19 protein-coding genes are annotated in these 26,051 nt (G+C 72.9%); 11 read left to right on the forward strand and 8 right to left on the reverse strand.

Annotated features, from left to right (window positions below):
- Positions 1 to 141 precede the first annotated feature (141 nt).
- Positions 142 to 5,634, forward strand: coding sequence for a pullulanase-type alpha-1,6-glucosidase (pulA, locus tag GA0070618_RS20520; protein ID WP_088983090.1), 5,493 nt, complete (start codon positions 142 to 144; stop codon positions 5,632 to 5,634).
- A 156-nt stretch (positions 5,635 to 5,790) separates the two neighbouring features.
- Here the strand turns inward: pulA and GA0070618_RS20525 are convergent, their stop codons facing one another.
- Positions 5,791 to 7,410: an autotransporter outer membrane beta-barrel domain-containing protein gene (locus tag GA0070618_RS20525; RefSeq protein ID WP_143740415.1), complete on the reverse strand. Its 1,620-nt coding sequence runs from the start codon at positions 7,408 to 7,410 to the stop codon at positions 5,791 to 5,793.
- A 546-nt stretch (positions 7,411 to 7,956) separates the two neighbouring features.
- On the reverse strand, positions 7,957 to 9,438 hold the full coding sequence (locus tag GA0070618_RS20530) for an aminopeptidase P family protein (protein WP_088983092.1): 1,482 nt from the start codon (positions 9,436 to 9,438) through the stop codon (positions 7,957 to 7,959).
- Between the two features lie 112 nt (positions 9,439 to 9,550).
- Here GA0070618_RS20530 and asnB point away from each other — a divergent pair, with 112 nt between their 5' ends.
- Both asnB and GA0070618_RS20540 read left to right on the forward strand, forming a co-directional pair.
- Entirely contained in the window at positions 9,551 to 11,512 is a 1,962-nt protein-coding gene (gene asnB, locus GA0070618_RS20535; protein ID WP_088985691.1) for an asparagine synthase (glutamine-hydrolyzing), read from the forward strand.
- 50 nt (positions 11,513 to 11,562) lie between these two features.
- On the forward strand, positions 11,563 to 12,495 hold the full coding sequence (locus tag GA0070618_RS20540; protein ID WP_088983093.1) for a carbohydrate kinase family protein: 933 nt from the start codon (positions 11,563 to 11,565) through the stop codon (positions 12,493 to 12,495).
- A gap of 656 nt (positions 12,496 to 13,151) precedes the next feature.
- On the opposite strand, the gene GA0070618_RS20545 is transcribed toward GA0070618_RS20540, so the two are convergent.
- Positions 13,152 to 13,982: an MBL fold metallo-hydrolase gene (locus tag GA0070618_RS20545; RefSeq protein WP_088983094.1), complete on the reverse strand. Its 831-nt coding sequence runs from the start codon at positions 13,980 to 13,982 to the stop codon at positions 13,152 to 13,154.
- Positions 13,979 to 14,374: a thioesterase family protein gene (locus GA0070618_RS20550; protein WP_088983095.1), complete on the reverse strand. Its 396-nt coding sequence runs from the start codon at positions 14,372 to 14,374 to the stop codon at positions 13,979 to 13,981. The genes GA0070618_RS20545 and GA0070618_RS20550 overlap by 4 nt, the downstream gene beginning before the upstream one ends.
- A gap of 76 nt (positions 14,375 to 14,450) precedes the next feature.
- Between GA0070618_RS20550 and GA0070618_RS20555 the strand changes: the two genes are divergently transcribed.
- Positions 14,451 to 15,533, forward strand: a complete 1,083-nt coding sequence (locus GA0070618_RS20555; RefSeq protein ID WP_088985692.1) for a phosphatase PAP2 family protein — start codon at positions 14,451 to 14,453, stop codon at positions 15,531 to 15,533.
- Here the strand turns inward: GA0070618_RS20555 and GA0070618_RS20560 are convergent.
- On the reverse strand, positions 15,523 to 16,899 hold the full coding sequence (locus GA0070618_RS20560; RefSeq protein WP_088983096.1) for a PH domain-containing protein: 1,377 nt from the start codon (positions 16,897 to 16,899) through the stop codon (positions 15,523 to 15,525). The two genes, GA0070618_RS20555 and GA0070618_RS20560, sit on opposite strands and share 11 nt — an antisense overlap.
- Positions 16,896 to 17,423 (reverse strand): PH domain-containing protein, encoded by a 528-nt coding sequence (locus GA0070618_RS20565; protein ID WP_088983097.1) that lies wholly within the window; start codon positions 17,421 to 17,423, stop codon positions 16,896 to 16,898. Before GA0070618_RS20565 ends, GA0070618_RS20560 begins: the two co-directional genes overlap by 4 nt.
- A gap of 523 nt (positions 17,424 to 17,946) precedes the next feature.
- Between GA0070618_RS20565 and GA0070618_RS20575 the strand changes: the two genes are divergently transcribed.
- Genes GA0070618_RS20575 through GA0070618_RS20585 form a run of 3 tightly spaced genes read left to right on the forward strand, consistent with a single transcriptional unit; the run spans position 17,947 to position 20,989 of the window.
- Positions 17,947 to 19,068, forward strand: coding sequence for an AAA family ATPase (locus tag GA0070618_RS20575; RefSeq protein ID WP_088983099.1), 1,122 nt, complete (start codon positions 17,947 to 17,949; stop codon positions 19,066 to 19,068).
- Positions 19,047 to 20,042, forward strand: coding sequence for a DUF58 domain-containing protein (locus tag GA0070618_RS20580; RefSeq protein ID WP_170107908.1), 996 nt, complete (start codon positions 19,047 to 19,049; stop codon positions 20,040 to 20,042). Before GA0070618_RS20575 ends, GA0070618_RS20580 begins: the two co-directional genes overlap by 22 nt.
- Complete coding sequence (locus GA0070618_RS20585; RefSeq protein ID WP_088983101.1) at positions 20,039 to 20,989, forward strand: VWA domain-containing protein; 951 nt, start codon at positions 20,039 to 20,041, stop codon at positions 20,987 to 20,989. The genes GA0070618_RS20580 and GA0070618_RS20585 overlap by 4 nt, the downstream gene beginning before the upstream one ends.
- Positions 20,990 to 21,089: 100 nt before the next feature.
- On the opposite strand, the gene GA0070618_RS33580 is transcribed toward GA0070618_RS20585, so the two are convergent.
- Positions 21,090 to 21,245, reverse strand: a complete 156-nt coding sequence (locus GA0070618_RS33580; RefSeq protein WP_157748965.1) for a hypothetical protein — start codon at positions 21,243 to 21,245, stop codon at positions 21,090 to 21,092.
- A gap of 364 nt (positions 21,246 to 21,609) precedes the next feature.
- Here GA0070618_RS33580 and fabG point away from each other — a divergent pair, with 364 nt between their 5' ends.
- The 4 genes from fabG to GA0070618_RS20605 all read left to right on the forward strand — a co-directional run bounded on the left by fabG (position 21,610) and on the right by GA0070618_RS20605 (position 25,073).
- On the forward strand, positions 21,610 to 22,314 hold the full coding sequence (gene fabG, locus GA0070618_RS20590; RefSeq protein ID WP_088983102.1) for a beta-ketoacyl-ACP reductase: 705 nt from the start codon (positions 21,610 to 21,612) through the stop codon (positions 22,312 to 22,314).
- Positions 22,315 to 22,356: 42 nt separating this feature from the next.
- A complete protein-coding gene (fabI, locus tag GA0070618_RS20595) occupies positions 22,357 to 23,124 on the forward strand; it encodes an enoyl-ACP reductase FabI (RefSeq protein WP_088983103.1) in 768 nt (255 codons plus the stop codon).
- Positions 23,125 to 23,233: 109 nt separating this feature from the next.
- On the forward strand, positions 23,234 to 24,259 hold the full coding sequence (locus tag GA0070618_RS20600; protein ID WP_088983104.1) for a ferrochelatase: 1,026 nt from the start codon (positions 23,234 to 23,236) through the stop codon (positions 24,257 to 24,259).
- Positions 24,260 to 24,293: 34 nt separating this feature from the next.
- The gene (locus tag GA0070618_RS20605; RefSeq protein ID WP_088983105.1) at positions 24,294 to 25,073 is read left to right on the forward strand and encodes an HAD-IIA family hydrolase; all 780 of its coding nucleotides are present in this window, start codon (positions 24,294 to 24,296) and stop codon (positions 25,071 to 25,073) included.
- A 113-nt stretch (positions 25,074 to 25,186) separates the two neighbouring features.
- Here GA0070618_RS20605 and GA0070618_RS20610 read toward each other — a convergent pair whose 3' ends face one another.
- Positions 25,187 to 25,978 carry a hypothetical protein gene (locus GA0070618_RS20610; protein ID WP_088983106.1) on the reverse strand — a complete coding sequence of 264 codons (792 nt, stop codon included), beginning with the start codon at positions 25,976 to 25,978 and terminating at the stop codon, positions 25,187 to 25,189.
- Positions 25,979 to 26,051 lie beyond the last annotated feature (73 nt).

Raw genomic sequence — 26,051 nt, forward strand, 5'->3', positions numbered from 1 at the left:
TTCGCTGCGGCGGCCATCGCCCCCGCCGAGGCAGCACCCTGCAAGCCGGTCGCAATATTTCGACTTGGTTTGCAAACTATTGCAGAACGTTTCGGTAAGGACTAGCGTGCGGGCCAATCTACGACCACGGAAAGGCCGTCGATGAAACCCCCGCCAAGATCTTCCAAGGCCCTGTTGGGCCTGGTTTCCCTGCTCTCCCTGGCCCTCGCCGGTGCCCCCGTCGCCGCGAGCCCGTCCCGTGCCACCGCCACCGGGGGCACCGATCCCGTTGCCGCGGCCGGTGCGCCACAGTGGCGCAGCGAGCCCGGCGTCGAGGCGATGCTGCGCGCCGGCGCGAACGACGCGCGCGCCGAGCAGTTCTACTTCGTCCTGCCGGACCGGTTCGCCAACGGCGACCCGCGCAACGACCGGGGCGGCCTGACCGGCGACCGGCTGTCCACCGGTCTCGACCCGACCGACAAGGGCTTCTACCACGGTGGTGACCTCAAGGGTCTGATCGACAAGCTCGACTACGTCCAGGGGCTGGGCACCACCGCGATCTGGCTGGCCCCGATCTTCAAGAACCGGCCCGTGCAGGGCGCCGGCGACGACGTCTCCGCCGGCTACCACGGCTACTGGATCACGGACTTCACCCAGGTCGACCCACACTTCGGCACCAACGAGGAACTCAAGCGGCTGGTCCAGCTCGCCCACCGGCGGGGAATCAAGGTCTACCTGGACGTCATCGTCAACCACACCGCCGACGTCATCAAGTACGCCGAGGACAAGTACGCGTACGTCGACAAGAAGACCAGCCCGTACACGGACGCGCAGGGGCGGGCCTTCGAGGACCGCAACTACGCCGACGGCAGCCGGGACTTCCCGAAGGTGACCGCGGACGCGGGCCCGTACACGCCGACCTTCGCCAGCGAGGCGGACCGGACGGTCAAGGTCCCGGCGTGGCTGAACGACGCCACCATGTACCACAACCGGGGCGACTCGACCTTCGCCGGCGAGAACAGCGAGTACGGCGACTTCTACGGCCTCGACGACCTCTGGACCGAGCGTCCCGAGGTGGTGCGCGGGCTGACCAAGGTCTACGGCGACTGGATCGCCGGCACCGGCGTCGACGGGTTCCGCCTGGACACCGTCAAGCACGTCAACCTCGACTTCTGGCCGCAGTTTGCCCGGGGCGTGGAACGCGCCGCCGAGAAGGCCGGCAAGAAGGACTTCTTCATGTTCGGTGAGGTCTACAGCGCCGACCCGGAGATCGCCTCCACCTACGTCCGGCAGGGCGGCCTGCCGGCCACCCTCGACTTCGGCTTCCAGGAGGCCGCCCGGGGCTACACCGCCGGCAACGGCTCGGCCAAGGCCCTCGCCGACGTGTACGCCCGGGACGACCTCTACTCCTCCCGGGACACCGACGCCGACCGGCTGACCACCTTCCTCGGCAACCACGACATGGGCCGGATCGGCTCGTTCATCGCCGGTGGCGGCACCGACCCGGGCACCCACCTGCGCCGCGACCAGCTCGCCCACCAGCTGATGTTCCTCACCCGGGGCCAGCCGGTGGTCTACTCCGGTGACGAGCAGGGCTTCACCGGGCCCGGCGGCGACAAGGACGCCCGGCAGGACATGTTCGCCTCGAAGACCCCCGACTACCTCGACGACGACCTGATCGGCACCGACCGTACGCACGCCGTCGACCAGTACGACCGCGACCACCCGCTCTACCGCACCATCGCCGAGCTGGGCGCGCTGCGGAAGGCGCACCCGGCGCTGAACGACGGCGTCCAGGTCACCCGGCACGCGGCCGACGGCCCCGGCGTCTTCGCGTTCTCCCGGATCCACCCGACGCAGCGCGTCGAGTACGTCGTCGCGGTCAACAACGCGGCCACCCCGCAGACCGTCACCGTGGACACCTGGTCGGCCAATGCCACCTTCACCGGCGTGTACGGAGCCAGCGGCACCGCGACCGCCGCCGGGGACGGCAAGCTGACCGTCACCGTGCCGCCGCTGTCGGCGGTGGTGCACCGGGCCGGCACGGCGATCCCGCAGCCCGCCGCCGGCCCGGCGGTCACCATCACCGCGCCGGCCGTCGACGCCGCCGTGGCCACCCGCGCGGCGGTCACCGCGCAGGTCACCGGGGACCCGCTCGCCACCGTCGCGGTGGCCGCCCGGGTCGGCGGCGGCATGTGGACGCTGCTCGGCACCGCCGAGCAGGCCCCGTACACGCTGCACCACGACCTGACCGGGCTGCCCGGCGGCACCCGGATCGAGTACAAGGCGGTCGTCCGGGACGGCAAGGGTCGCACCGCGAGCACCCGCTCCACCGCCACCGTGGGCACGCCCGACCAGGGTGCCTCCCGGGACTGGGCGATCGTGCACTACCAGCGTCCCGACGGCGACTACGCCGACTGGAGCCTCTACGCCTGGGGCGACATCGACCCGGCGTACGTGACCGAGTGGCCCAAGGGGCAGCCGTTCGCCGGGCAGGACGCCTACGGCCGGTTCGCCTGGGTGAAGCTCAAGCCGGGCGCGCAGTCCGTCGGTTTCCTCGTGGTCGACAAGAACGGGAACAAGGACGTGGCCCAGGACCGGACCATCGACGTCACCCGCACCGGGGAGATCTGGATCAAGCAGGGTGACCCCACCGTCCACCCCAGCTACTCCGACGCCGTCGGCGAACCCGCGCCGCCGGTCGAGGAGGGGGTCGCGGTCATCCACTACCGGCGGGCCGACGGCAACTACGACGGCTGGGGCCTGCATCTCTGGGACGGCGCGGCCAACCCCACCGACTGGGCGTCGCCGCTCGCCCCGACGAAGGTCGACGCGTTCGGCGCGGTGTTCCGGGTGCCGCTCGCGGCCGGCGCCACCGGGCTGAGCTACATCATCCACTCCGGGGACGAGAAGGACCTCCCGCAGGACCAGCGGCTCGACTTCGCCAGCGCCGGACGGGAGGTGTGGCTGCTCGCCGCGACCCCGGGCCGGCTGCTTCCGACGACCACCAGCGGCACCGCGAAGGACGTCGACATCACCAAACAGAAGGCGCACTGGATCGACCGGTCCACCGTGGCCTGGGCCACCGGCCCGACCGACGGCAGGACGTACGCCCTGGTCACCGCCGCAGCCGGCGGGGTGACCGTGGTCGACGGCGAGCTGTCCGGGACGTACGCCTCGCTGCCGCTGACCGCGGTGCGCAACGGGCTCACCGAGGCCCAGCGCGCGCGGTTCCCGCACCTCTGGGCCCACCAGGCGTTCACCCTCGCCGACCGTGACCTGGCCAAGGTGCCGGCCGCGTTGCGCGGGCAGCTCCTGGTGACCGAGCGGGACCACGAGGGGGCCCTGCTCTCCGCGACCGGCGTGCAGATCCCCGGCGTCCTCGACGACGTCTACTCCCGGGCCACGTCGGCGAAGCTCGGCCCGACCATCGAGGGCAACCGCCCGAACCTGGCGGTCTGGGCGCCCACCGCCCGGACCGTCGCGCTGGAACTGTTCGACCAGCCGACCGGGGAGCCGCGCGTCGTGCCGATGCGCCGGGACGACCGCACCGGTGTCTGGTCGGTGCGCGGCGAGCGGTCCTGGACCGGAAAGTACTACCGCTACCGGGTGCAGGCCTGGCAGCCCGCCACGCAGAAGATGGCCACCGCCTCGGTGACCGACCCGTACTCGGTGGCGCTCGCGCCGAACTCCACGCACAGCCAGATCGTCGACCTGACCGACCCGGCGCTCGCCCCGGCCGGTTGGGCGAAGCTGCGCAAGCCGGCGGCGGTGCCGTCGTCGAAGGTGCAGATCACCGAGCTGTCGGTGCGGGACTTCTCCATCGCCGACAGCACCGTGCCGGAGCGGCGGCGGGGCACCTTCCTCGCCTTCACCGACCCGGCCACCGCGGGCATGACCCACCTGCGCAAACTCGGGAACGCCGGGGTCACCCACCTGCACCTGCTGCCCGCGTTCGACTTCGCCACCATCCCCGAGCGGCGCAGCGAGCAGAAGCAGCCCGCCTGCGACCTGACGAAGCTGCCGCCGGACTCCGACCAGCAGCAGAAGTGCGTCGCCGGGGTCGCCGACACCGACGGCTACAACTGGGGGTACGACCCGCTGCACTACACCGTCCCCGAGGGCGGGTACGCCGTCGACCCGACCGGAGCGGCGCGCACCACCGAATTCCGGCAGATGGTCGCCGGGGTCAACGCGGCCGGCCTGCGCGTGGTGATGGACGTGGTCTACAACCACACCTCGGCCGCCGGCGCCGACCCGAAGTCGGTGCTCGACCAGGTGGTGCCCGGCTACTACCACCGGCTGCTGGAGGACGGCACGGTCGCCAACTCCACCTGCTGCGCCAACACCGCCCCCGAGCACGCGATGATGGGCAAGCTCGTCGTCGACTCGATTGTCACCTGGGCGAAGGCGTACAAGGTGGACGGCTTCCGGTTCGACCTGATGGGTCACCACCCGAAGGCCAACATGCTCGACGTGCGCCGGGCGCTGGACAAGCTGACCGTCGCCCGGGACGGGGTGGACGGAAAGTCGATCCTGCTCTACGGCGAGGGCTGGAACTTCGGCGAGGTGGCGAACGACGCCCGGTTCGTCCAGGCCACCCAGGCCAACATGGCCGGCACCGGCATCGGCACCTTCAACGACCGGCTCCGCGACGCGGTGCGCGGCGGCGGGCCGTTCGACGCCAACCCGCGGGTGCAGGGCTTCGCCTCCGGACTGTTCACCGACCCGAACGGCGACCCGGTCAACGGCACCGCCGAGCAGCAGCGCGCCCGGCTGCTGCACTCCCACGACCAGATCAAGGTCGGGCTGGTCGGCAACCTCGCCGGCTACCGGTTCACCGACACCCAGGGCCGGACGGTGACCGGCGCGCAGGTCGACTACAACGGCTCACCGGCCGGCTACACCGCCGCGCCGGGGGAAGCGGTGACCTACGTCGACGCGCACGACAACGAGATCCTGTACGACGCGTTGGCGTACAAGCTGCCGCAGGACACCCCGATGACGGACCGGGCCCGGATGCAGGTGCTCGCCCTCTCCACCGTGGTGCTGGGGCAGGGGAGCGGCTTCGTGACCACCGGCACCGAGCGGCTGCGGTCGAAGTCGCTGGACCGCAACTCGTACAACTCCGGTGACTGGTTCAACCAGATCCGGTGGGACTGCGCCCAGGGCAACGGGTTCGGAGCCGGCCTGCCCCCGGCGGCGGACAACCAGGACAAGTGGCCGTACGCGAAGCCGCTGCTGGCCGACCCGACGCTGGTGCCGGACTGCGCGGCGGTGAACCTGACCGACGCCCGGTACGCCGAGATGCTGCGCGTGCGGGCCTCGTCGCCGGTGTTCGGGCTGGCCGACGCCCGCGAGGTGCAGAAGCGGGTGGCGTTCCCGCTCTCCGGTCCGCAGGAGACCCCGGGTGTGCTCACCATGACGCTCGACGGTCGGGGGCTGGACCGGCAGTGGACGTCGGTGACCGTGATCTTCAACACCACTCCGCAGGCGGCGACGCAACAGGTCGACGGCCTCCGGGGCGCGGACGTGTCGCTGCACCCGGTGCTGCGGAACTCGGCGGATCCGGTGCTGCGTACCGCCTCGTTCGACCGGGCCGGTGGCACGTTCACCGTGCCGGCGCGGAGCGTGGCGGTCTTCGTCCAACGATGACCGAACGGGCCTGTCCCGCCGGCAGCGGCGGGACAGGCCCGGGATTCCGGTGATCCGTATGGTGTCCGGCCCCGTCCGCATGGTCCTCAGGGACCACGCGGACGGGGCCGGATCGTCTCGCCCCGGCTGGTGCCGGTACCGAGCGTCACCTGCCGGTCAGCCCTGGCAGTTGGGGATCGCCCGGCCGGCGCAGTTGGTCGAGTTGTTGCCGGTCACCCGCGACTGGAGGTCGATGGTGGCCGCTCCGGCCGCCGCCAGGTGGTGGATGCCGCCACCGGCGATCCGGGCCTGGTTCAGGGTGACGTTGGTGCCCAGCAGGGTGACCTCGCCGGTGGCGCCGTTGTGGATGCCCCCGCCGGTGGTGCCGGCCTGGTTGCCGGTGAACACGCCTCCGCTCATCGCCAGGTCGCCGAGGTTGGACACCCCGCCGCCGACGCCCAGGCTGGCGCTGTTGCCGGTCAGCCGGACGCCGCTCAGGGCGGTCACCGTGCTGGCGGTGCCGTTGAAGATCCCGCCGCCGCCCTGGTTGGCGCCGGCCACCGCCGCCGCGGTGTTCTCCAGCAGCGTGACCTCCCGCAGCCGGAGCTGGGTGCCGCCCTCGTTGGCGATCGCGCCGCCCGAGGCCGCGGCGGTGTTCCCGGTGAACTGGGAGTCGGCGATGTCCGCCGCGCCGCCCCTGGTGTGCAGGGCGCCGCCGTTGCCACCGCTCTCGTTGCCGAGGAACCGGGTTTCCCGGATGGTCGCCGTGCCGGTGCTCTCGACGGCGCCCCCGCCGCGGTTGGCGCTGGCGGTGACTGCCGCGACCGACTTGTTGGCCTCGAACAGGCTCTTCTCCACCACCAGGACGCCGGTGCTGCGGAGGGCGCCACCGCCACTGGCCGCGTTGTTCAGGGCCAGCTTGGTGTTGCGGAGCGTGGTGATCCCGGCGTTCTCGACGGCACCACCGGTGCCGGCGGCTCCCAGGGCGCTGTTGCCGGTCAGCGTGCTGTTCTCGATGACGGCCTCGCCGCCGGCCCGCACCGAGATCGCTCCGCCGCGCTCCGTTCCGGACACCATGCCGTTGCGCAGGGTCACGTCCCGCAGGGTCAGGTGTCCGCCGTTGGCGACCTCGAAGAAGCGGAACAGGGACGTGCCGGCGTTGGGCAGGCTGTAGGCCCGCTCGATGGTCGACCGTTCACCGAGGATGGTGATCCGGCTGGTGATCGGCGGGAGGGCGTTGGGGCCGGTGGCCGAGCGCAGTTCGTACGTGCACTCGGCGGCCAGCCGCAGCGTGCCGCCCTGGCGGGCGTTGGCCTGGTTGATCGCCGCGAACAGCGCGTCGCGGTTGCACGGCACCGCCGTGGCCTGCTGCCCCTGGCCGTTCTGGCCTTGACCGTTCTGGCCTTGACCGTTCTGGCCTTGACCGTTCTGGCCTTGACCGTTCTGGCCCTGACCGTTCTGGCCCTGACCGTTCCGGCTCTGGCCGTTCTGCCCCTGGCCGCGCCAGCCGCTGTTGCCGTCGTGGCTCTTGCCCTCGTGGTCCTTCCCCTTGTGGCCCTTGTCGTCCTTGTGGCCACCCTCCGGCGACGTGCCGTCACCCGTAAGAATCGACTGGGCGTTCGCCCAGTTCAGGGCGGCGAGGCTGGGCGTCCCGGCGACGGCGGCGCCGCCGATCGCACCCAGACCCACCACGCCGGCCAAGCCCGCAGCGCCAGTGGCCAACCACAGCCGACGGCGGTTCCTCGGTGGCACCGCCTGCGGGGCGGCCTCCTCATTCTTTCGAAGGTAGTTGGACATCGGAGCTCTCTGCCCTCTCCTCGTACCAGACAAGGTCGCTCCGCCATGGCGAGGCGTCCTTCGCTACAAATCGGTTGTAGCTGCTGAACCACACCGTATGAGAAGTTTCCTCGCTATGCGGGCGAACCTGAAATAAGCCCACATTCGGCGGGTTCCAGGCATGAGGGGACGTTCGGCGCGGGAGTGTGGAACACCACGGCGGGCGGCCCCAGCCTCCGTCGTGTTCCGGAGAGGGGCCGCCCTCGCTATATGTGGATCAGCCGGTACACCACAGGGCGTCCGGCGGCAGACCCGCACGCCCACCCTGAGGTGTGCGGCACGGGGAGGAACCGGGCGGTCCAGACGGATCGTGGGTGACCCGCCCGGAACGCCACCAACGGGAAGAACTTTCCGAACACACCGTAAAAAAAGGATCGCCCCATAGTGCTGGTTTTCCGAGGAAACGCCACAGGACAGGAGTTCCGGCGGACGAAACGGCGGACCCCGCCGCCGGTACCCGGACCTCCGGGCACCGACGGCGGCGTCCGCCGTGGGCAGGTCGTGCGGTCAGCCGGGCAGGCGCGGACCCGCCTCCCGCTGCTCGGCCAGCCAGGTCTCCACCTCGTCCGACCGCCGGGGCAGGCCCGCCGAGAGGTTCACCGCCCCGGTGGCGGTCACCAGGACGTCGTCCTCGATCCGGATGCCGATACCGCGCAGTTCCTCCGGGACGAGGTCGTCCTCCGGCTGGAAGTACAGGCCCGGCTCGACGGTGAGGACGAATCCCTCCCCGAGAGCGCCGTCGCGGTACACCTCCTTGCGGGCGTTCGCGCAGTCGTGCACGTCGATGCCGAGCATGTGGCCGAACCCGTGCAGCGTCCAGCGCCGGTAGATGGTCGACTTCTCGTCCATCGCCTCGTCCACGCTCACCGGCAGCAGACCCAGGTCGGCCAGGCCCTCGGCGAGCACCCGCATGCAGGTCCGGTGGACGTCCTTGAACTTCGCCCCGGGCCGGATGGCCTCGATGCCGGCCTGCTGGGAGGCGTACACGACGTCGTACACCTGACGCTGGAGGTCGGTGAACCGACCGCCCACCGGCAGGACCCGGGTGACGTCGGCGGTGTAGAGGTGGCGGTTCTCCACCCCCATGTCCATCAGCAGCAGCTCACCCGGGCGGGTGGTGCCGTGGTTGTGCACCCAGTGCAGGATCGTGGCGTGCTCGCCGGCCCCGACGATCGAGCCGTACCCGACGTCGTTGCCGTCGTGGCGGGCCCGCAGCGCGAAGATCCCCTCCAGCAGCCGCTCGGACACCCCCCGGTCGGCCGGGAGCACCCGGGCGACGTCCTCGAAGCCCCGGACGGTCGCGTCGATCGCGTCCTGGAGCTGCGCGATCTCCCACTCGTCCTTGACCAGCTTCAGCTCCGAGATCGCGATGGCCAGCTCGCGGTCCCGGCCCGGCTGCCCCTCGGCGCGCGCGCCGTTCCACGGACGCACCGCCGCGTCCACCCGGGCGTCGAGGCCGCGCAGCACCCGGGTACGGCCGGGAGCGGCATCGGCCAGCACCGTGTCCAGCTCGGTCAGGTCGGCGGTGGGCAGGCCGAGCTCGCTCGACTTCTCGGCCAGGGTGTGCCGCCGCCCCACCCACAGCTCGCCGTGTCGACTGCGGAAGAACTCGTCGTTCTCGCGGGACGAGCGGGGCCGCATGTAGAGGACGGCGTCGTGGCCGGACCCGTTCGGCCGCAGCACCAGCACGCTGTCCGGGTCGTGGTCGCCGGTCAGGTAGGCGAAGTCGCTGCCGGGGCGGAAGCGGTACTCGGTGTCGTTGGCGCGTACCTTCTCACCGCCGGTCGGGATGACCAGCGTCTCGCCGGGGAAGGAGGCGGAGAGCGCGGCCCGCCGCTTGGCGTAGTTGGGCACCTCGGGGCGCGGGCCCACCGGCAGGGTGGTGTCCCGCCAGCCCTGGCGCATGAAGGCCAGGAAGGCCTCCGGGAAATCGGGGTCGTGCGATTCGGTGCCGTCCGTCGACGTCGTCTCGGTCCGCTCCTCAGCCATGATCCGCTCCCTCCGGTGGCGTCGCTGACGCAGACGGTACCGCGCGGACCCGGCACGGGGAGAGCCCGTGGTGCCGCGACGGAGCGTTCAGGCGCGTGGAAAGATGGCCAACATGTGCGGACTCCTGGCCTTTTTCAGCGCGCGCGGCGACGCCGGCGCGCACCGCGACGCCATCGCCGGAGCGTTGGAATGCCTGCACCACCGCGGGCCGGACGAGACGGGTGTCGAGCTGGTCGGTGACGCCACCGGCCGGTACGCGGACGGGGTGTTCGCCCACAAGCGGCTCGCCATCATCGACGTGGCGTCCAGCCACGAGCCGCTGCCCTACGCGGGCGGCCGGTACCTTCTCACCTTCAACGGCGAGATCTACAACTACATCGAGCTGCGCGAGGAACTGATCCGCAACTTCGGGGCCCAGTTCGCCACGGCGGGCGACGGCGAGGTGATCGTCGCCGGCTACCACTACTGGGGCGAGCAGGTGCTCACCCGGCTGCGCGGCATGTTCGCCTTCGTCATCTGGGACCGGCAGGAGCGGCGGGCCTTCGGCGCCCGGGACCACTTCGGCATCAAGCCGCTGCACTACCTGGAGACCATGGACGGTCTCTACCTGGCCTCGGAGAAGAAGGCGCTGCTGCCCTTCGCGCAGTCCGCGTACGCCGGGGACGCCGGAGTGGACGCCGCCAACCTCTCGCACTACCTGACCTTGCAGTACGTCCCGGAGCCCGGCACGCTGCACCAGGGCATCAGCCGGATCGGCTCGGGCGAGTACCTCACCTGGACGCCGGGTGGCCGGATCGACGTGCGGCGGTGGTACCGCCCGGTCTTCCGGCCCGCTCCGGTCTCCGACGAGCAGCGCCTCTACCACCAGATCCGGGAGACGCTGCGGGAGAGCGTCCGGATGCACATGCGCTCGGACGTGCCGGTCGGCTCCTTCCTCTCCAGCGGCATCGACTCCACCGCCGTGGTGGCGTTGGCCCGGGAGTTCAACCCGAACATCCTGACCTTCACCGTCGGGTACGACGTCCCGGGTTACTCCGAGATCGACGTCGCCCAGGACTCGGCCCGGCACCTCGGGGTGACCACCATCCCGACCAAGATCGGTCCGCAGGACATGATCGAGGCGCTCCCGAAGATCGTCTGGCACCTGGACGACCCGGTCGCCGACCCGGCGCTGGTGCCGCTCTACTTCGTCGCCAAGAAGGCCGCCGAGCACGTCACCGTGGTGCTCTCCGGCGAGGGGGCCGACGAGTTCTTCGGCGGCTACACGATCTACCGCGAGCCGCTCTCGCTGAGCAGTGTCAACGGTCTGCCGGACGGGGTCCAGAAGGGCCTGCGCGCGGTGTCGAAGGCCATTCCGCAGGGCGTCAAGGGCAAGAGCTTCCTGGAGCGCGGCACCACCCCGATCGAGCAGCGCTACTACGGCAACGCCCGGATGTTCACCGAGGAGGAGAAGCAGCACCTGCTGCGCCGCTACGACCCCTCGGTGCGCTACACCGACGTGACCGCCCCGATCTACGCCGAGTGCACCGAGCTGGACGACGTCACCAAGATGCAGTACGTCGACCTCTACACCTGGCTGCGCGGCGACATCCTGGTCAAGGCGGACCGGATCTCGATGGCGCACTCGCTGGAGGTCCGGGTGCCCTTCCTCGACCGGGAGGTCTTCGAGGTGGCCGCCGGCATCCCGGTCGACCTGAAGCTGCCGCCCCGCTCGGACGCCACCAAGTACGCCATGCGCCAGGCGTTGCAGGGTGTGGTGCCCCCGGCGATCGTCAACCGGAAGAAGCTGGGCTTCCCGACCCCGACCCGGGTCTGGCTGCGCGGCGAGATGTACGAGTGGGCCCGCTGGGTGCTCTCCACCTCCGGGGCCGGCGAGCTGCTCGACCTGTCGTACGCGATGCGGCTGCTGGAGGAGCACAAGCGGGAGGAGGCGGACCACTCCCGCAAGGTGTGGACGGTGCTCATCTTCTGCATCTGGCACGCCATCTTCGTCGCCAAGACCCTCGACCCGGGCATCCAGCGCAACCAGTCAGCGCTGCTGACCAAGCCGGTGGTCGGTTCCATGGTCCGCTGACCCCCACGGTCGCGGCACCGCCCGGCGTCGACGAGAGGGATGGGGAGGCGATGGGGTACGCGGTGGTGCTCGGTGAGGCGTTGGTCGACCTGCTCGACGCCGAGTGTGCCGGTGAGCCGGTCTACCGGCAGGCGATCGGCGGCGGGCCGCTCAACGTCGCGGTCGGGGTGGCCCGCCTCGGCGGGGACGCCCGCTTCGTCGGCTCCCTCGGCGACGACGTGCTCGCCGAGCGGATCCGGGAGTTCCTCACCACGGCCGGGGTCGACGTCGGCGCGACGGTCACCGTGCCCGCGCCGACCGCGCTCGCCGTGGCCACCTTCGCCGGGGCGGAACCCGACTTCCGCTTCTACGGCGAGCCACCCTCCTACGGGCAGCTGACCGCCGACGACCTCGACGTCGCGCTGGTCGCGGGCGCGGACGTGCTCTACTGCGGGTCGATCGTGTTGCTCTGCCCGGCGACCCTCGCCGCCGCCCGCCGGGCCTGGAGCCTGGCCACCGGCGTGCGGGTGTTCGACCCGAACATCCGCCCCCGGCTGCTGTCCGGCCCGGACGCGCTCGCGGCGGTCCGCCAGACGACCGCCGAGTTCGCCGCCACCGCGCACCTGGTCAAGCTCAGCGCCGCCGACGCCGAGGCGCTCTACCCCGGGGAACCGGTCGAGCGGGTCGCCGCCCACCTGCGTGACCTGGGCGCCGGCACCGTGGTGGTCACCCTCGGCGCGCGCGGCGCGCTGGTCGCGGCCGGCCCCGACCCGGTACGCGTGTCCGCGCCCACCGTCCGCGCGGTCGACGCCACCGGTGCCGGTGACTCGGTGATGGCCGCGCTGGTCGCCGAGCTGCTGGCCGACGGCCAGCCCCGCGACCCGGCCGGCTGGACCGCCCGGGTGGAGTTCGCGCTCCGGGTGGCCGGCCTGGTCTGCGAGTCGTCCGGCGGCGCGGTCGCCATGCCGACCCGGGACGACGTGGCCCGCCGCTTCCCCGGCTGACCCCGTTCCCGCCTGGCCGTTCCCCGCCGGGCCGGCTGTCCGTCGCTCGTGGCACCGCCGCCAAACCGCCCAGCCGCCCAGGCCCAACCGCCCAGCCGCCCAGGCCCGACCGCCCAGCCGCCCAGGCCCGGCCACCCGGCCGAACGGGCTGGGCCGCACGGGCGGGGCCGGATGGTGGGCGGTGGGGGATCGCTGGCCGGACGCTTTGGGGCTGCCCCGTCTGTGCTGCCGGAGCCCGGCGTGCATGGTGTGCGTGAGGGTCTGGCGATGTGGCCGGCTGGCGGAGCGGGGGCGTCCGGTGTGTGTGCGGCGGTGAGTGGCGGCGCGTGGTAGACCGTCCGGTGTCCGGTGCCCCGTTCGTGCGGGCAGCTCTACAGCGTGTGCAGGGCGACCCGACCGCCCGGCGACCGGGACGGCCACCTGTTTGCGCGGGCCGTCCGGTGACGCGCACGGCGGCCCCGGGTCGGTCGCAGTGGTGCCCGGCCGGTCGCGGCGGCCCCGGGGCCGGTCGCGGTGGTGCCGGGCCGATCGTGGTGGTGCCGGGCCGATCGTGGTGGTGCCGGGCCAATCGTGGCGACGCAGGCCTGGTGGCCCGGCGGTTGGCTGTGGGGCGCCGGTTGGCGGTCAGGCGGCGCCGGACGGTGCAGGCTTCGCGGTCAGGCGGTGCCGTCGAGTTCGGCGTACCCGCGTCGGGCGGCCACCAGCGCGGCACGGGCACCGAACGGCGCCTCGGCGGCGACCCGCTCCGGAGGCGCGCCGCCGGTGTGCCCGGCCCGGATCAGCCAGGCCAGGTCGGCGAGCTGCCCGTGCTGGGCCCGGACGAACGCGGCGTCCACCGGGTCGCCGTGGCCGGGTACGACCGTCGTCTCCGGCGTGGTGAGTCGCAGCAGCGCGGCCACCGCCTCCGGCCACTGCAACGGGTACGACTCCTCGAAGGACGGCGGCCCGCTCTGCTCCACCAGGTCCCCGGCGACCACGACGTCCGCGTCCGGCACGTGCACCACCAGGTCACCGGCGGTGTGGCCGCGCCCGGGATGGTGCAGCACCACGCGGCGACCGCCCACGTCCAGCGCCGTCTCGGTGTGCACCGGGTGCGTCGGCGGCAGCAGCGCCGTCCGGGCCAGCTCGGCGGCGAGGGCCGGCTGCTCCGCGCGCATCTCCTCGTACGCCAGGTGACGCAGCTCGTCGGGACGGTCGCGGAGCCACCCGGCGGTCGCCTCGTGCGCGTACACCGGGCGGGGCGGGTCGGTGGCGAGTGTGGCGTTGCCGAAGCAGTGGTCGAAGTGGTGGTGGGTGTTCACCAGCGTCAACGGGTGCGGGGTGACCGCGCGGGCGGCGGCGGCCAGCGCGGTGGCCTGTTCCGCCGTGGAGAGGGTGTCCACCAGCAGCGCCGCGCCGTCACCGACGACGAGGGTGACGTTGACGTCGAGCAGCGGCTCGCGCAGCACGTGCACGCCGTCGCGGATCTCGACGAACCGGCCGGTCATGACGCCCCGGAGGCGCGTTCCACGAAGCGCTGCCGGTCCAGCAGCACCCGTTCCACCCGACCCTGTGCCACCGTCTCGCCACCGTCGTCGACGGTGACGGTGAAGACCAGGCGTCGGCCGTCCACCTCGTCCAGCCGCGCCTCGGCGGCCACGGTACGACCGACCGGGGTGGGGGCCCGGTGTTCCAGCTCCACCCGGACGCCGACGGTGGTCGTCCCCGGCGGCAGGTGCCGGGCGGTGGCCGCGACCGTGGCCGCCTCGGCCAGCGCGAGGACCCGGGGCGTGCCCAGCACCGGCACGTCACCGGAGCCGACCGCCTGGGCGGTGTCGGCGTCGGTCACGGTGAGTTCGACCCGGGCCTTGAGCCCGGGCGTGACAGTCTGCTCCGGCATGGCGACAGCCTACGCCGACCGCCGTACCGCCGGTCGGCGTTCGTCGATGCGCTGGCCGCCGTTAACCTGAATGGTGATGGCCGTTGTCACTGACCCCCAGCCCCCTGCCCCGTCCGGTCCGCCGGTGTCGTCCGAGGGTGGACGTCGCCGCGTGGTCGCCATGTCGATCTGGAGCGCACTCTTCGTCGCCGGTTGGCTGACGATCGGACTACCCACAGACCCGGCGTACGCCTTCGTCTGGATCTGGTCCGCCGTCATCGCCTGGAACTGGGGTCGCCCGTGGCGCAGCCACCTGGGCTTCGCCCGGGACTGGCTGCCGGTGGTGCTGCTCCTCGCCGCCTACAACCTCTCCCGGGGCTTCGCCGACAACGGCGCGATCCCGTACTCCTACGACCTGATCGTCGCCGACCGGTTCCTGGTCGGCTGGGCGACCGGCGGTGAGGTCCCCACCATCTGGTTGCAGGAGCGGCTCTACAAGCCGCAGGTGCAGTGGTGGGACGTGCTGGCGGCCTGGGTCTACTTCTCGCACTTCGTCGCGACCCTGGCGGCGGCGGTGGTGCTCTGGATGCGCGACCGCGCCCGCTGGGGCGCGTACATGCGGCGGTGGGGTTTCCTCTGCGCCGCCGGGCTGGCGACCTACTTCCTCTACCCCGCCGCCCCGCCCTGGTGGGCGGCGCAGAACGGGCTCCTCGGCGAGGTGGCCCGGATCTCCACCCGGGGGTGGAAGGAGTTCGGCATGCACGGCGCGGGCAACATGCTCAACGCCGGGCAGATCGCCTCGAACCCGGTGGCCGCGATGCCGTCCCTGCACACCGCCTGGGCGCTGTTCGTGGTGCTGTTCTTCCTCACCTCGACCCGTCGCCGCTGGTGGCCGCTGCTGCTGGCGTACCCGCTGGCGATGACCTTCACCCTGGTCTACTCCGGCGAGCACTACATCATCGACGTGCTGGTCGGCTGGGCGTACGTGGGACTGACCTTCCTGGTGGTTGGTCTGGCCGAGCGGTGGTGGGCGGCCCGGCGCGCCCGCCGCGCCCCCACGGAACCGGTCGGAGCCGCTCCCGTCGGGCCGGAGCCCCGGGCGGACGACGGGACGGCGGGGGACGCCGTCGGGGACGGGCCGTCCCCGGCCGAGGAGCCGACGGTGCCGGTCAGCCGCTGAGCCGGGCGGCGCGGGCCCGCGCGGTCAGCTCGGCGGCGAGGGCCCACGCCTCGGCCAGGTCCCGGTGCAGCGCCGCCGCGCCGGCCCCGCCTGCGGTGTCGGCGTGCACGGTGGCCAGGCCCAGCCGCCGTTGCCACGGCCCCTGGACCACCCGGACGCTCTGGATCCGGGCGTACGGCACGATGGTGAGCTGCCGGGTGACCAGGCCCGAGCGGACCACGAAGACCCGCTCGGCCAGGCCGGCGCCGAGGACGCGCCGGCTCAGTGGCCGCAACCAGCGGGCCTGCGGCGGCGGTGCGGTCAGCGGCAGCGCCGAGACGACCACGCCGGGCAGCACCTCGGCGGTGATCATCTCGCCGGTCGCCAGGTCGCCCACGGGCAGGAGCCGGTCCGGGCGGTTGCGGTCGTCCGGCTCGGCCGCCGAGTAGCCGGCGACCTCCAACCGCAGCCGCAGCCAGCCCTTGGTTCGCCAGAGCAGCGGCCAGGTCACCCCGACCGCCTGCACCCGGTTGAGCGGCACGGTCTGGGCGCGGGTCTCCAGCAGGCCGTTGCGGATCCGCAGCCGGTCGCCGTCCCGGTCGAGCCGGAAGTTCCAGTCGTCGAGGACCCGCCGGACCGGTTGCAGCAGCACCCCGGCCATCGCGGTGACCGTGCTGGCCACCGCGATGAACGACCAGGAACCCTCGGAGAGGAACTGCGCCACCACGAACGCCACGCCCACCGGCAGCATGAACGCCTGCGGGGTGAGCAGTTGGCTGACCAACAGGTCGCGGTTGGTGACGGTGTGCAGCGGTCGGCCGACCGGCGCCGGTGGCCCTTCCGCGGTGGTCTCCGGGGCGACGGCGTGCGGGACGTGGCCGGCCAGGTCGAGCAGGCGGGTCCGCAGTGCGGACGCGTCGGCCACGCTCAGGAACGCCAGCGGCGCTTCGGTCTTGCCGCCGCCGACCACCTCCAGGCGTAGTTCGGCCAGGCCGGTGAGCTGGGCGAGCAGGGGACGGACCACCTCCACGGCCTGCAACCGCTCCAACGGGATCGCCCGGGTGCGTCGCCACACCAGGCCCTCGTAGACGCGCAGTTCCCGACCGACCACGTGGTAGCCGGTGTTGTACCAGCTGACCACCGAGAGGACCGTCGCGCCGAGGGCGAGCACCGCGACCATCGCCGCGAAGGTGCCGAAGCCGACCCGGGACAGCGTCGACCAGGAGAGCCCGGCGATCACCACCACCAGGGATTTCGCCCCGTGCAGGGCGGGACTCAGCGGGTGCAGGCGGTGCCGTGGCTCGACGTGTTCCGGCGCCGGGGCGGCCGGGACGGGCCAGGGGGGCGGGACGTCCGGCCCGGTCTCCTCCGCCGGGCCGCCGGTCACAGGCCCTCCGCGCGGTCTTCGCCGAGCGCGGTGAGCCGGTCGCGCAGGCGGGACGCCTCGGCCGGGCGCAGGCCGGGCACCCGGGCGTCACTCGCGGCGGCAGCGGTGTGCAACTGCACGGTGGCCAGTCCGAAGGCCCGTTCCAGCGGCCCGGCGGTGACGTCGACGAACTGCATCCGGGCGTACGGCACGATCGACAGCCGGCGGACCAGCAACCCGTGCCGGACCAGGAGGTCGTCGTCGCGTTCGGCGTACCCCCAGGCGTGTACCGCCCGGACGATCGCCACCGCCCGCCAGAGGCTCAGCAGCGTGACCAGCCCGAGGGCGGCGCCGAACAGCCAGTGTCCGCTCAGCGCCCAGGCCACCGCGACGCCGACCACCACGACGAGGACGCCGATGCCCAGCCGGACGAGTTCCACCCAGATCAGATCGGTGGAGACCCGCTGCCAGGCGACCGTCTCCGGCCATGGTTCGAGCGGGTCGACCGGGGTGGGGACGGGCCCGTCGCCGCGTTCCGTGCTCATCGGCGTGCCCCGCTGCGATCACTCACCCGTTGAGCGTAACGATCCGGGCAACGGTTCGACCTCCCGGAGAAAGCTCCGTGCGGTGAGAAAGTCACCGAGTGTGCCCCGGTGCTCGGCGCACGCGAGCCAGGTCTTGCGTCGCTCGGGATCGTGCAACCGGGGATTGTTCCACCGCAGGGCCCAGACCGCCGGGGTGCGGCAGCCGCGCGCCGAGCAGACGGGAGGGTCGCCGGGAGCGGGGGAGGATTCGGTCACCGGGGCCAGTCTAGGTGGCAGCAGGGTCACCTCCGCCGCACCCCCGGCAGCACCGGAAGGATGAGCGCCGGGCGGCCACGGGGGGAGCCGCCCGGCGACGGCTGAATCGTACACGCGGCGGCGACGTTCGGACACCCCCGACCGGCGATTCGGCGTCCGGACGCGGCGCGGTGAGAATCGGCTTTCCGCCCGGTTGGCACTCAGCCGGACATGCGAGGCTTGACACGCACCTCGTCGCCCGAGATCACGAACACGCTGTGGAGGACCGGTGGCCCAGCCGACCACGCCCGACCCGACCGCGACCGACGCCGCCCCGGCACCGCCGAGCACACCCGCCGAGGACGCCACGCTGGTGGAGCGGGCGTTGTTCGAGATCAAGCGGGTCATCGTCGGGCAGGACCGGATGGTCGAGCGGATGTTCGTCGCCCTGCTCGCCCGGGGCCACTGCCTGCTCGAGGGGGTGCCGGGGGTGGCCAAGACCCTGGCCGTGGAGACCCTCGCCAAGGTCGTCGGCGGCTCGTTCGCCCGGATCCAGTTCACCCCCGACCTGGTGCCCGCCGACATCATGGGCACCCGCATCTACCGGCAGTCGAGCGAGAAGTTCGACGTGGAGCTGGGACCGGTGTTCGTCAACTTCCTGCTCGCCGACGAGATCAACCGGGCTCCGGCGAAGGTGCAGTCGGCCCTGCTGGAGGTGATGAGCGAGCGTCAGGTGTCGATCGGAGGCGAGACCCACCGGGTGCCGGACCCGTTCCTGGTGATGGCCACCCAGAACCCGATCGAGCAGGAGGGGGTCTACCCGCTGCCCGAGGCGCAACGGGACCGCTTCCTGATGAAGATCGTCGTCGGGTACCCGACGGACGCCGAGGAGCGGGAGATCGTCTACCGGATGGGAGTGGCCGCGCCGGTGCCGACGCCGGTGTTCACCACCACCGACCTGCTCGCCCTGCAACGCAAGGCCGACCAGGTCTTCGTGCACAACGCCCTGGTCGACTACGCCGTCCGGCTGGTGCTGGCCACCCGTACCCCGGCCGAGCACGGGATGCCCGACGTCGCCCAGCTCATCCAGTACGGTGCGAGCCCCCGGGCGTCGCTCGGCCTGGTCCGGGCCACCCGCGCGCTGGCCCTGCTGCGTGGGCGGGACTACGCGCTGCCGCAGGACGTCCAGGACATCGCGCCGGACATCCTGCGGCACCGGTTGGTGCTCAGCTACGACGCGCTCGCCGACGACGTCCCGGCCGACCACGTCGTGCACCGGGTGATGTCGACCATCCCGCTGCCGTCGGTGGCGCCCCGGCAGCAGGCGACGCCGCAGGCCGGGCCGCCTCCGGGCGGGCAGCCGAACGGTGGCCCGGCCCCGGGCGCCGGCTGGCCCGGGCAGCGGCCGTGACCGCACCCGTCCGCCGGCCCGCCGGCGTCACCCCCGGACGGAGCGAGGCGGTCCTGTCCCGCCTGCAACTCCTGGTCACCCGGAAACTCGACGGCCTGCTCCAGGGCGACTATGCCGGGCTCCTGCCCGGGCCGGGCAGCGAGGCGGGGGAGTCCCGGGAGTACCGCCCCGGCGACGACGTACGCCGGATGGACTGGCCGGTCACCGCGCGGACGACGACACCGCACGTGCGGCGTACGGTGGCCGACCGGGAGTTGGAGACGTGGCTCGCGGTGGACCTCTCGGCGAGCCTCGACTTCGGCACCGGGCAGTGGCTCAAGCGCGAGGTGGTGGTCGCGGCGGTGGCGGCCCTGGCGCACCTGACCGTCCGGGGCGGCAACCGCATCGGCGCGGTGGTCGGCACCGGCGGCGCGTCACCCGCGCCCCGGCGGTGGGGCCCGACGCCACCCGCCGCCCCGGTGGTACGGCGGTTGCCGGCACGCAGCGGGCGCAAGGAGGCGCAGGGGCTGGTCCGCGCCGTCGCCGGCACCGAGATCGGGCCGGGCCGCGCCGACCTCGGCACCCTGGTCGACCTGCTCAACCGGCCGCCCCGGCGGCGTGGCGTGGCGGTGGTGATCTCCGACTTCCTCGCGCCGCCGGAGCAGTGGGGACGACCGGTCCGTAAGCTGCGGGTCCGGCACGACGTGCTGGCGATCGAGGTGGTCGACCCGCGCGAGCTGGACCTGCCGGACGTGGGGGTGCTGCCGGTGGTGGACCCGGAGACCGGGGAGCTGCACGAGGTGCAGACCGCCGATCCCCGGCTGCGCCGCCGGTACGCCGAGGCGGCCGCCGCCCAGCGCGCGGCGATCGCCCGCGAACTGCGGGCGGCCGGCGCCGCCCACCTGCGTCTGCGTACCGACACCGACTGGCTGCTGGACATGGTGCGTTTCGTGGCCGCGCAGCGGCACGCCCGCACCCGGGGGACGACTCGATGATCCGTATGTTGCAACCGTGGTGGCTGTTGACCCTGCTGCCCGTGCTCGCCGTCGCCGCGCTCTACGTCTGGCGGCAACGCCACCGCCGGGCGTACGCGATGCGGTTCACCAACGTGGACCTGCTGCGCACCCTCGCCCCGAAGGGGCTGGGCTGGCGGCGGCACGTCGCGGCGGTCGCGCTGCTGCTCTGCCTGCTGACGCTGGCCACCGCCACCGCCCGACCGGCGATCGATACCCGGGAGCCGTTGGAACGGGCGACCATCATGCTCGCCGTCGACGTGTCGCTGTCCATGCAGGCCGACGACGTCGCCCCGAACCGGTTGCAGGCGGCCCAGGAGGCGGCCAAGCAGTTCGTCGGCGAGCTGCCGGAGACGTACAACCTGGGGTTGGTCTCGTTCGCCAAGTCGGCGAACGTGCTGGTGCCGCCGACCAAGGACCGGTCGGCGGTGAACGCGGCCATCGACGGTCTGGTGCTGGCCGAGGCGACCGCGACCGGGGAGGCGGTCTTCACCTGTCTGGAGGCGATCCGGTCGGTGCCGGCCGACGGCGCGGCGGGCATCCCGCCGGCCCGGATCGTGTTGCTCTCCGACGGGTTCCGCACGGCGGGCCGGTCGGTGGAGGAGGCCGCGGCCGCGGCGCAGGCGGCGAACGTGCCGGTGTCCACTATCGCCTTCGGCACCGACTCGGGGCAGGTGGACATCGGCGGTCAGGCCCAGCGGGTGCCGGTGGACCGCCTGGCCCTGGCGGACCTGGCGGAGACCACCGAGGGGCACTTCTACGAGGCGGCCTCGGTGACCGAGTTGAAGCAGGTGTACCAGGACATGGGCAGCTCGATCGGGTTCCGGACCGAACCCCGGGAGATCACCCAGTGGTACGCGGGGGTGGCGTTACTCTTCGCCCTGGCGGCAGCCGGAGCGAGTCTGCTCTGGACCTCCCGCATCCTCTGATCCCGCCGGTGCGGGCTGTCGTCGACGCGCTGACCACGTGTCGACGGCGGTCCCGCCACCGGGGCGACCGCGCCGGGAGCGGCGTTCCCCGCTGGTGGGGTCAGTGGCTGCCGCTGGCGAGGACGAAGAGGACGGCCACCCAGACGGCGGCGAGGGTGAACCCCAGCGGGGCGACGTAGCGGCTCATGGACGCACTCCGGTGGCGACTCGACGGTCCGGCGGGATGCCGGGACCGGGGGAGGGGGACAGGACGCACACCAGTCGTGACCGGGGGGCTCCACCCGCGACCACCCGGCGAACGGGCGGGCGACCGTCACCTACGGCGGAAGGCCGGGGCGGCGGTGCGGAACGCGGGGAGCGGGAACGGGTCAGCCCGTACTGAGTCGTGGCTCAGCGGAACTGACGGACGGCCCGGCCACGACTGGGAGGATCGCTATCTCGCACAGCGATCACCTCCAGCGGTTGACGGGGCCGGGAACGCGGATCATCGTACACCCGTGTCCGGTGTGGTTCCCGCCGGGTCGCGCCACGCGCGTGACCCCTCCCGGGTTCACGCTTACCTGCCGGTAACCCCTAGTCTCCAACCCGTCTGTGCAGTCGTTTTCGCGCAAGGGGGACTCGTGGCCCGTACCGTGCTGGTGACCGGGGGCAACCGGGGGATCGGCCTGGCCATCGCGCAGGCCTTCGCCAAGCAGGGCGACCGGGTCGCGGTCACCCACCGCTCCGGCGACGCCCCCGAGGGGCTGTTCGGGGTCCGCTGCGACGTCACCGACTCGGCCTCGGTCGACGAGGCCTTCACCGCCGTGGAGGCGGAACTGGGCGGCGTCGAGGTGCTGGTGGCCAACGCCGGCATCACCGACGACACGCTGCTCATGCGGATGTCCGAGGAGCAGTTCACCCGGGTGCTGGACACCAACCTGACCGGGGCCTTCCGGTGCGCCCAGCGCGCCTCCCGCAAGATGCTCCGCGCCCGCTGGGGCCGGATGATCTTCGTCTCCTCGGTGGTCGGCCTCTACGGCGGCATGGGCCAGGTCAACTACGCCGCCAGCAAGGCCGGCATGGTCGGGGTGGCCCGGTCGATCACCCGTGAGCTGGGTTCCCGCAACATCACCGCCAACGTCGTCGCCCCCGGCTTCGTCGACACCGACATGACCGCGGCGCTGCCGCAGGAGCGCCGCGACCAGTACCTGGGCGCCATCCCGGCCGGCCGCTTCGCCACCGCCGAGGAGGTGGCCGGGGTCGTCACCTGGCTGGCCGGCGACACCGCGGCCTACATCTCCGGCGCGGTCATCCCGGTCGACGGCGGCCTCGGCATGGGCCACTGACGCCGGCCACCCGCACCGACACAACGACGAGGGAGATCCCACATGTCCGGACTGCTGGCCGGTAAGCGGCTGCTGGTCACCGGCGTCATCACCGACGCCTCGATCGCCTTCTCGGTGGCGAAGCTGGCCCAGGAGAACGGCGCCCAGGTCGTGCTCACCGGGTACGGGCGGCTCTCGCTGGTCGAGCGGATCGCCAAGCGGCTGCCCCAGCCGGCTCCGGTGATCGAACTCGACGTCACCAACGCCGAGCAGCTCGCCGGGCTCCCGGACAAGGTCCGCGAGCACGTCGACGGCCTGGACGGCGTGGTGCACTCGATCGGCTTCGCCCCGCAGAGCTGCCTCGGCGGAGGCTTCCTCGACGCTCCCTGGGAGGACGTGGCGACCGCCCTGCACGTCTCGACGTACTCCTACAAGTCGCTGGCCATGGCGGCGCTGCCGCTGATGTCCCCGGGCGGCGCGGTGGTCGGCCTCACCTTCGACGCGACCAAGGCGTGGCCGGTCTACGACTGGATGGGCGTGGCCAAGGCCGGCCTGGAGTCCGCCTCCCGCTACCTGGCGGCGCACCTCGGCCCGAAGGGCATCCGGAGCAACCTGGTCGCCGCCGGCCCGCTGCGCACCATCGCGGCGAAGTCCATCCCCGGGTTCGAGCAGTTCGAGACGGCCTGGACCGAGCGGGCCCCGCTGGGCTGGAACCTGACCGACCAGGAGCCGGCCGCCCGGGCCTGCCTGGCGCTGCTCTCCGACTGGTTCCCGGCCACCACCGGCGAGATCGTCCACGTCGACGGCGGGTACCACGCCCTCGGCGCCTGACCGCGTCACCACGGCCCCGCTGTCGACTGCGCCACAGCGGGGCCGCCCGTCACGCGGGGCACGAGGGGCCGTCGCGGTACCGCCCCCGTGCGGGGGGAACAATGGGGGCATGGCGTACGACGCGGTGGTGCTGGTCTCCTTCGGCGGCCCGGAGCGGCCCGAGGACGTGGTGCCGTTCCTCCAGAACGTGACCCGGGGCCGGGGGATCCCCCCGGAGCGACTCGCCGAGGTCGCCGAGCACTACCAGCACTTCGGCGGGGTCTCCCCGATCAACCAGCAGTGCCGTGACCTGCTCGCCGCGATCCGGGCCGACTTCGCCGCCAACGGGCTCGACCTGCCGGTGTACTGGGGCAACCGCAACTGGCACCCGATGCTCGCCGACACCGTCGCCCAGATGCGCGACGACGGGGTACGCCGCGCGCTGGCCTTCGTGACCAGCGCGTACGGCGGTTACTCCTCCTGCCGGCAGTACCAGGAGGACATCGCCGCGGCCCGGGCGGCGGTCGGCCCGGACGCGCCCGTGGTCGACAAGCTCCGCCAGTTCTGGGACCACCCCGGTTTCGTCGAGCCGCACGTCGACGCGGTCCGGGCGGCGCTTCACCGGCTCGACCCGGCGAAGCGGGCCACCACTCGGGTGGTCTTCACCGCGCACTCGGTGCCCACCTCGATGGCGGCCACCGCCGGTCCGCACGGCGGCCGGTACGAGGCCCAGCTGCACGAGACGGCCCGGCTGGTCGCCGCCACGGCCGCCCCCGACCTGCCGTACGACCTGGTGTGGCAGAGCCGCTCCGGGCCGCCGCAGGTGCCGTGGCTGGAGCCGGACGTCAACGACCACCTCGGCAAGCTCGCCGGCGAGGGCGTGACCAGCGTGGTGGTCAGCCCGATCGGCTTCGTCTCCGACCACCTGGAGGTGGTCTGGGACCTGGACACCGAGGCCCTGGCCACGGCCCGGCAGCTCGGCCTGGACTTCGTCCGCGCCGGCACCCCCGGCACCGACCCCCGGTTCGTGACGATGGTCCGGGAACTGGTCACCGAGCGGCTCGACCCGGACGCCACCGCGCGGCGTCGGCTCGGGGAGGTGCCCTGCTGGGACACCTGCCCCACGGCGTGCTGCGTCCCCGCCCGCCGTCCCTGAGCCCGTCCGACCCGACTTACCCCTGAGGAACACGATGATCGAGCGGAAGCCGGTGGCCAGTTGGCTCACCGACATGGACGGCGTGCTGGTGCACGAGGGCCAGCCGGTGCCGGGCGCCCCGGAGTTCGTCAACCGGCTGCGCGCCTCCGGCAAGCCGTTCCTGGTGCTGACCAACAACTCCATCTACACGCCCCGCGACCTGGTCGCCCGCCTCAACCGGATGGGCTTCGAGGTGCCGGAGCACGCGATCTGGACGGCCGCGCTGGCCACCGCGCAGTTCCTGGCCGACCAGCGCCCCGGCGGCACCGCCTACGTGATCGGCGAGGCGGGACTGACCACCGCGCTGCACGCGGTCGGGTACGTCCTCACCGACTTCGAGCCGGACTACGTGGTGCTGGGGGAGACCCGCACCTACAGCTTCGAGGCGATCACCAAGGCGGTCCGGCTGATCAACGGCGGCGCCCGGTTCATCTGCACCAACCCGGACGTCACCGGTCCGTCCGTGGAGGGGGCGTTGCCGGCGGCCGGCTCGGTCGCCGCGATGATCTCCAAGGCGACCGGGGTGGAGCCGTACTTCGTCGGCAAGCCGAACCCGATGATGATGCGCTCGGCGCTGAACACCATCGAGGCGCACTCGGAGAGCACCGCGATGATCGGCGACCGGATGGACACCGACATCCTCTGCGGCCTCGAGGCGGGGCTGGAGACCATCCTCGTGCTCACCGGCATCAGCACCCGGGCCGAGGCGGAGCGGTATCCGTACCGGCCGTCGCGGATCGTCAACTCGGTGCTCGACCTGATCGACGAGATCTGACCCCGCCCCTGCGGCCGTGCGTCCCGCGCACTGGGCCGCAGGTCGTGCGGGGCACCCCAGGCTGCGGGTCGTCAGGGTGTCCGGTCAGGGACGCAGGTTGTCAGGGTGTCCGGTCAGGGACGCAGCGGGGCGTTGCAGGCGGCGGCCAGGGCCCGCCGGCACGCGGTGGTCAGCGGGCGCAGGGCGGCGTCGCGCTGCTGGGCTTCGTACCCGTTGACCGCCCCGCCCGGCGCGGCGTGCTCGGCCAACGCGAGCACCCGGTCGAGCACGGCGGCGCGGGCGAACAGCCGCCGCGACCGTGGGTCGAAACCGGGGGGCAGGTCGGTCGCGCCGTCCGGGCGACGCAGCGCGGCCAACGCCCCGGCCAGTTCGGGCCGCCACTGGGCGACGTCCAGCCGGGTCAGCGCGGCCGTGGTCTCGGCCAGCGCGACGGCCAGCTCCGCCTCCGCCTCGGCGGCACAGGGCATCGCCAGCGAGGCGGCGGGGGCGTCGGCCGGCAGCGGGTAGAACCGCCACAGCACCGTCTCCCAGGTCATCCCGGACCCGGAGGTGTGCGTGCGGACCTCCGGGATCAGGCCCAGCCCACCGGCGACGACCGCCTCACCGGCGAGCAGCGCCGCACCGGTGAAGTCGCCCGGACCGGGCAGGCCACGCGGGTCGCCCGGCGCGGGCAGCACGAGTCGGATCTCGTCCGGGGAGAGCCGGGCCAGGGTGGGCAGAGCGTCGCGCAGCGGCACGTCCGTCCAGGTGCCCGGGGCGTCGGCGACGAGGTGTTCCTCGTCGCCGGCCACCGCGTCCGGCACCTCGTCGAACGGGACCAGCCCGGCGCGCCACGCGCGCACCCAGGCCACGAACCGGCTCGACCGGCGCGGAGCGAGAGTGACCGCGCCCGTTGCGGGAGACATGCAGAGAAGGGTACGTCCTGACGGCGGCTCTGTCTCGACCGTCGCGGGGGCCGTACGCCCTGCCCCGGCTTGC

This window comes from Micromonospora echinospora, assembly GCF_900091495.1.
Classification (GTDB): Bacteria; Actinomycetota; Actinomycetes; order Mycobacteriales; family Micromonosporaceae; genus Micromonospora; species Micromonospora echinospora.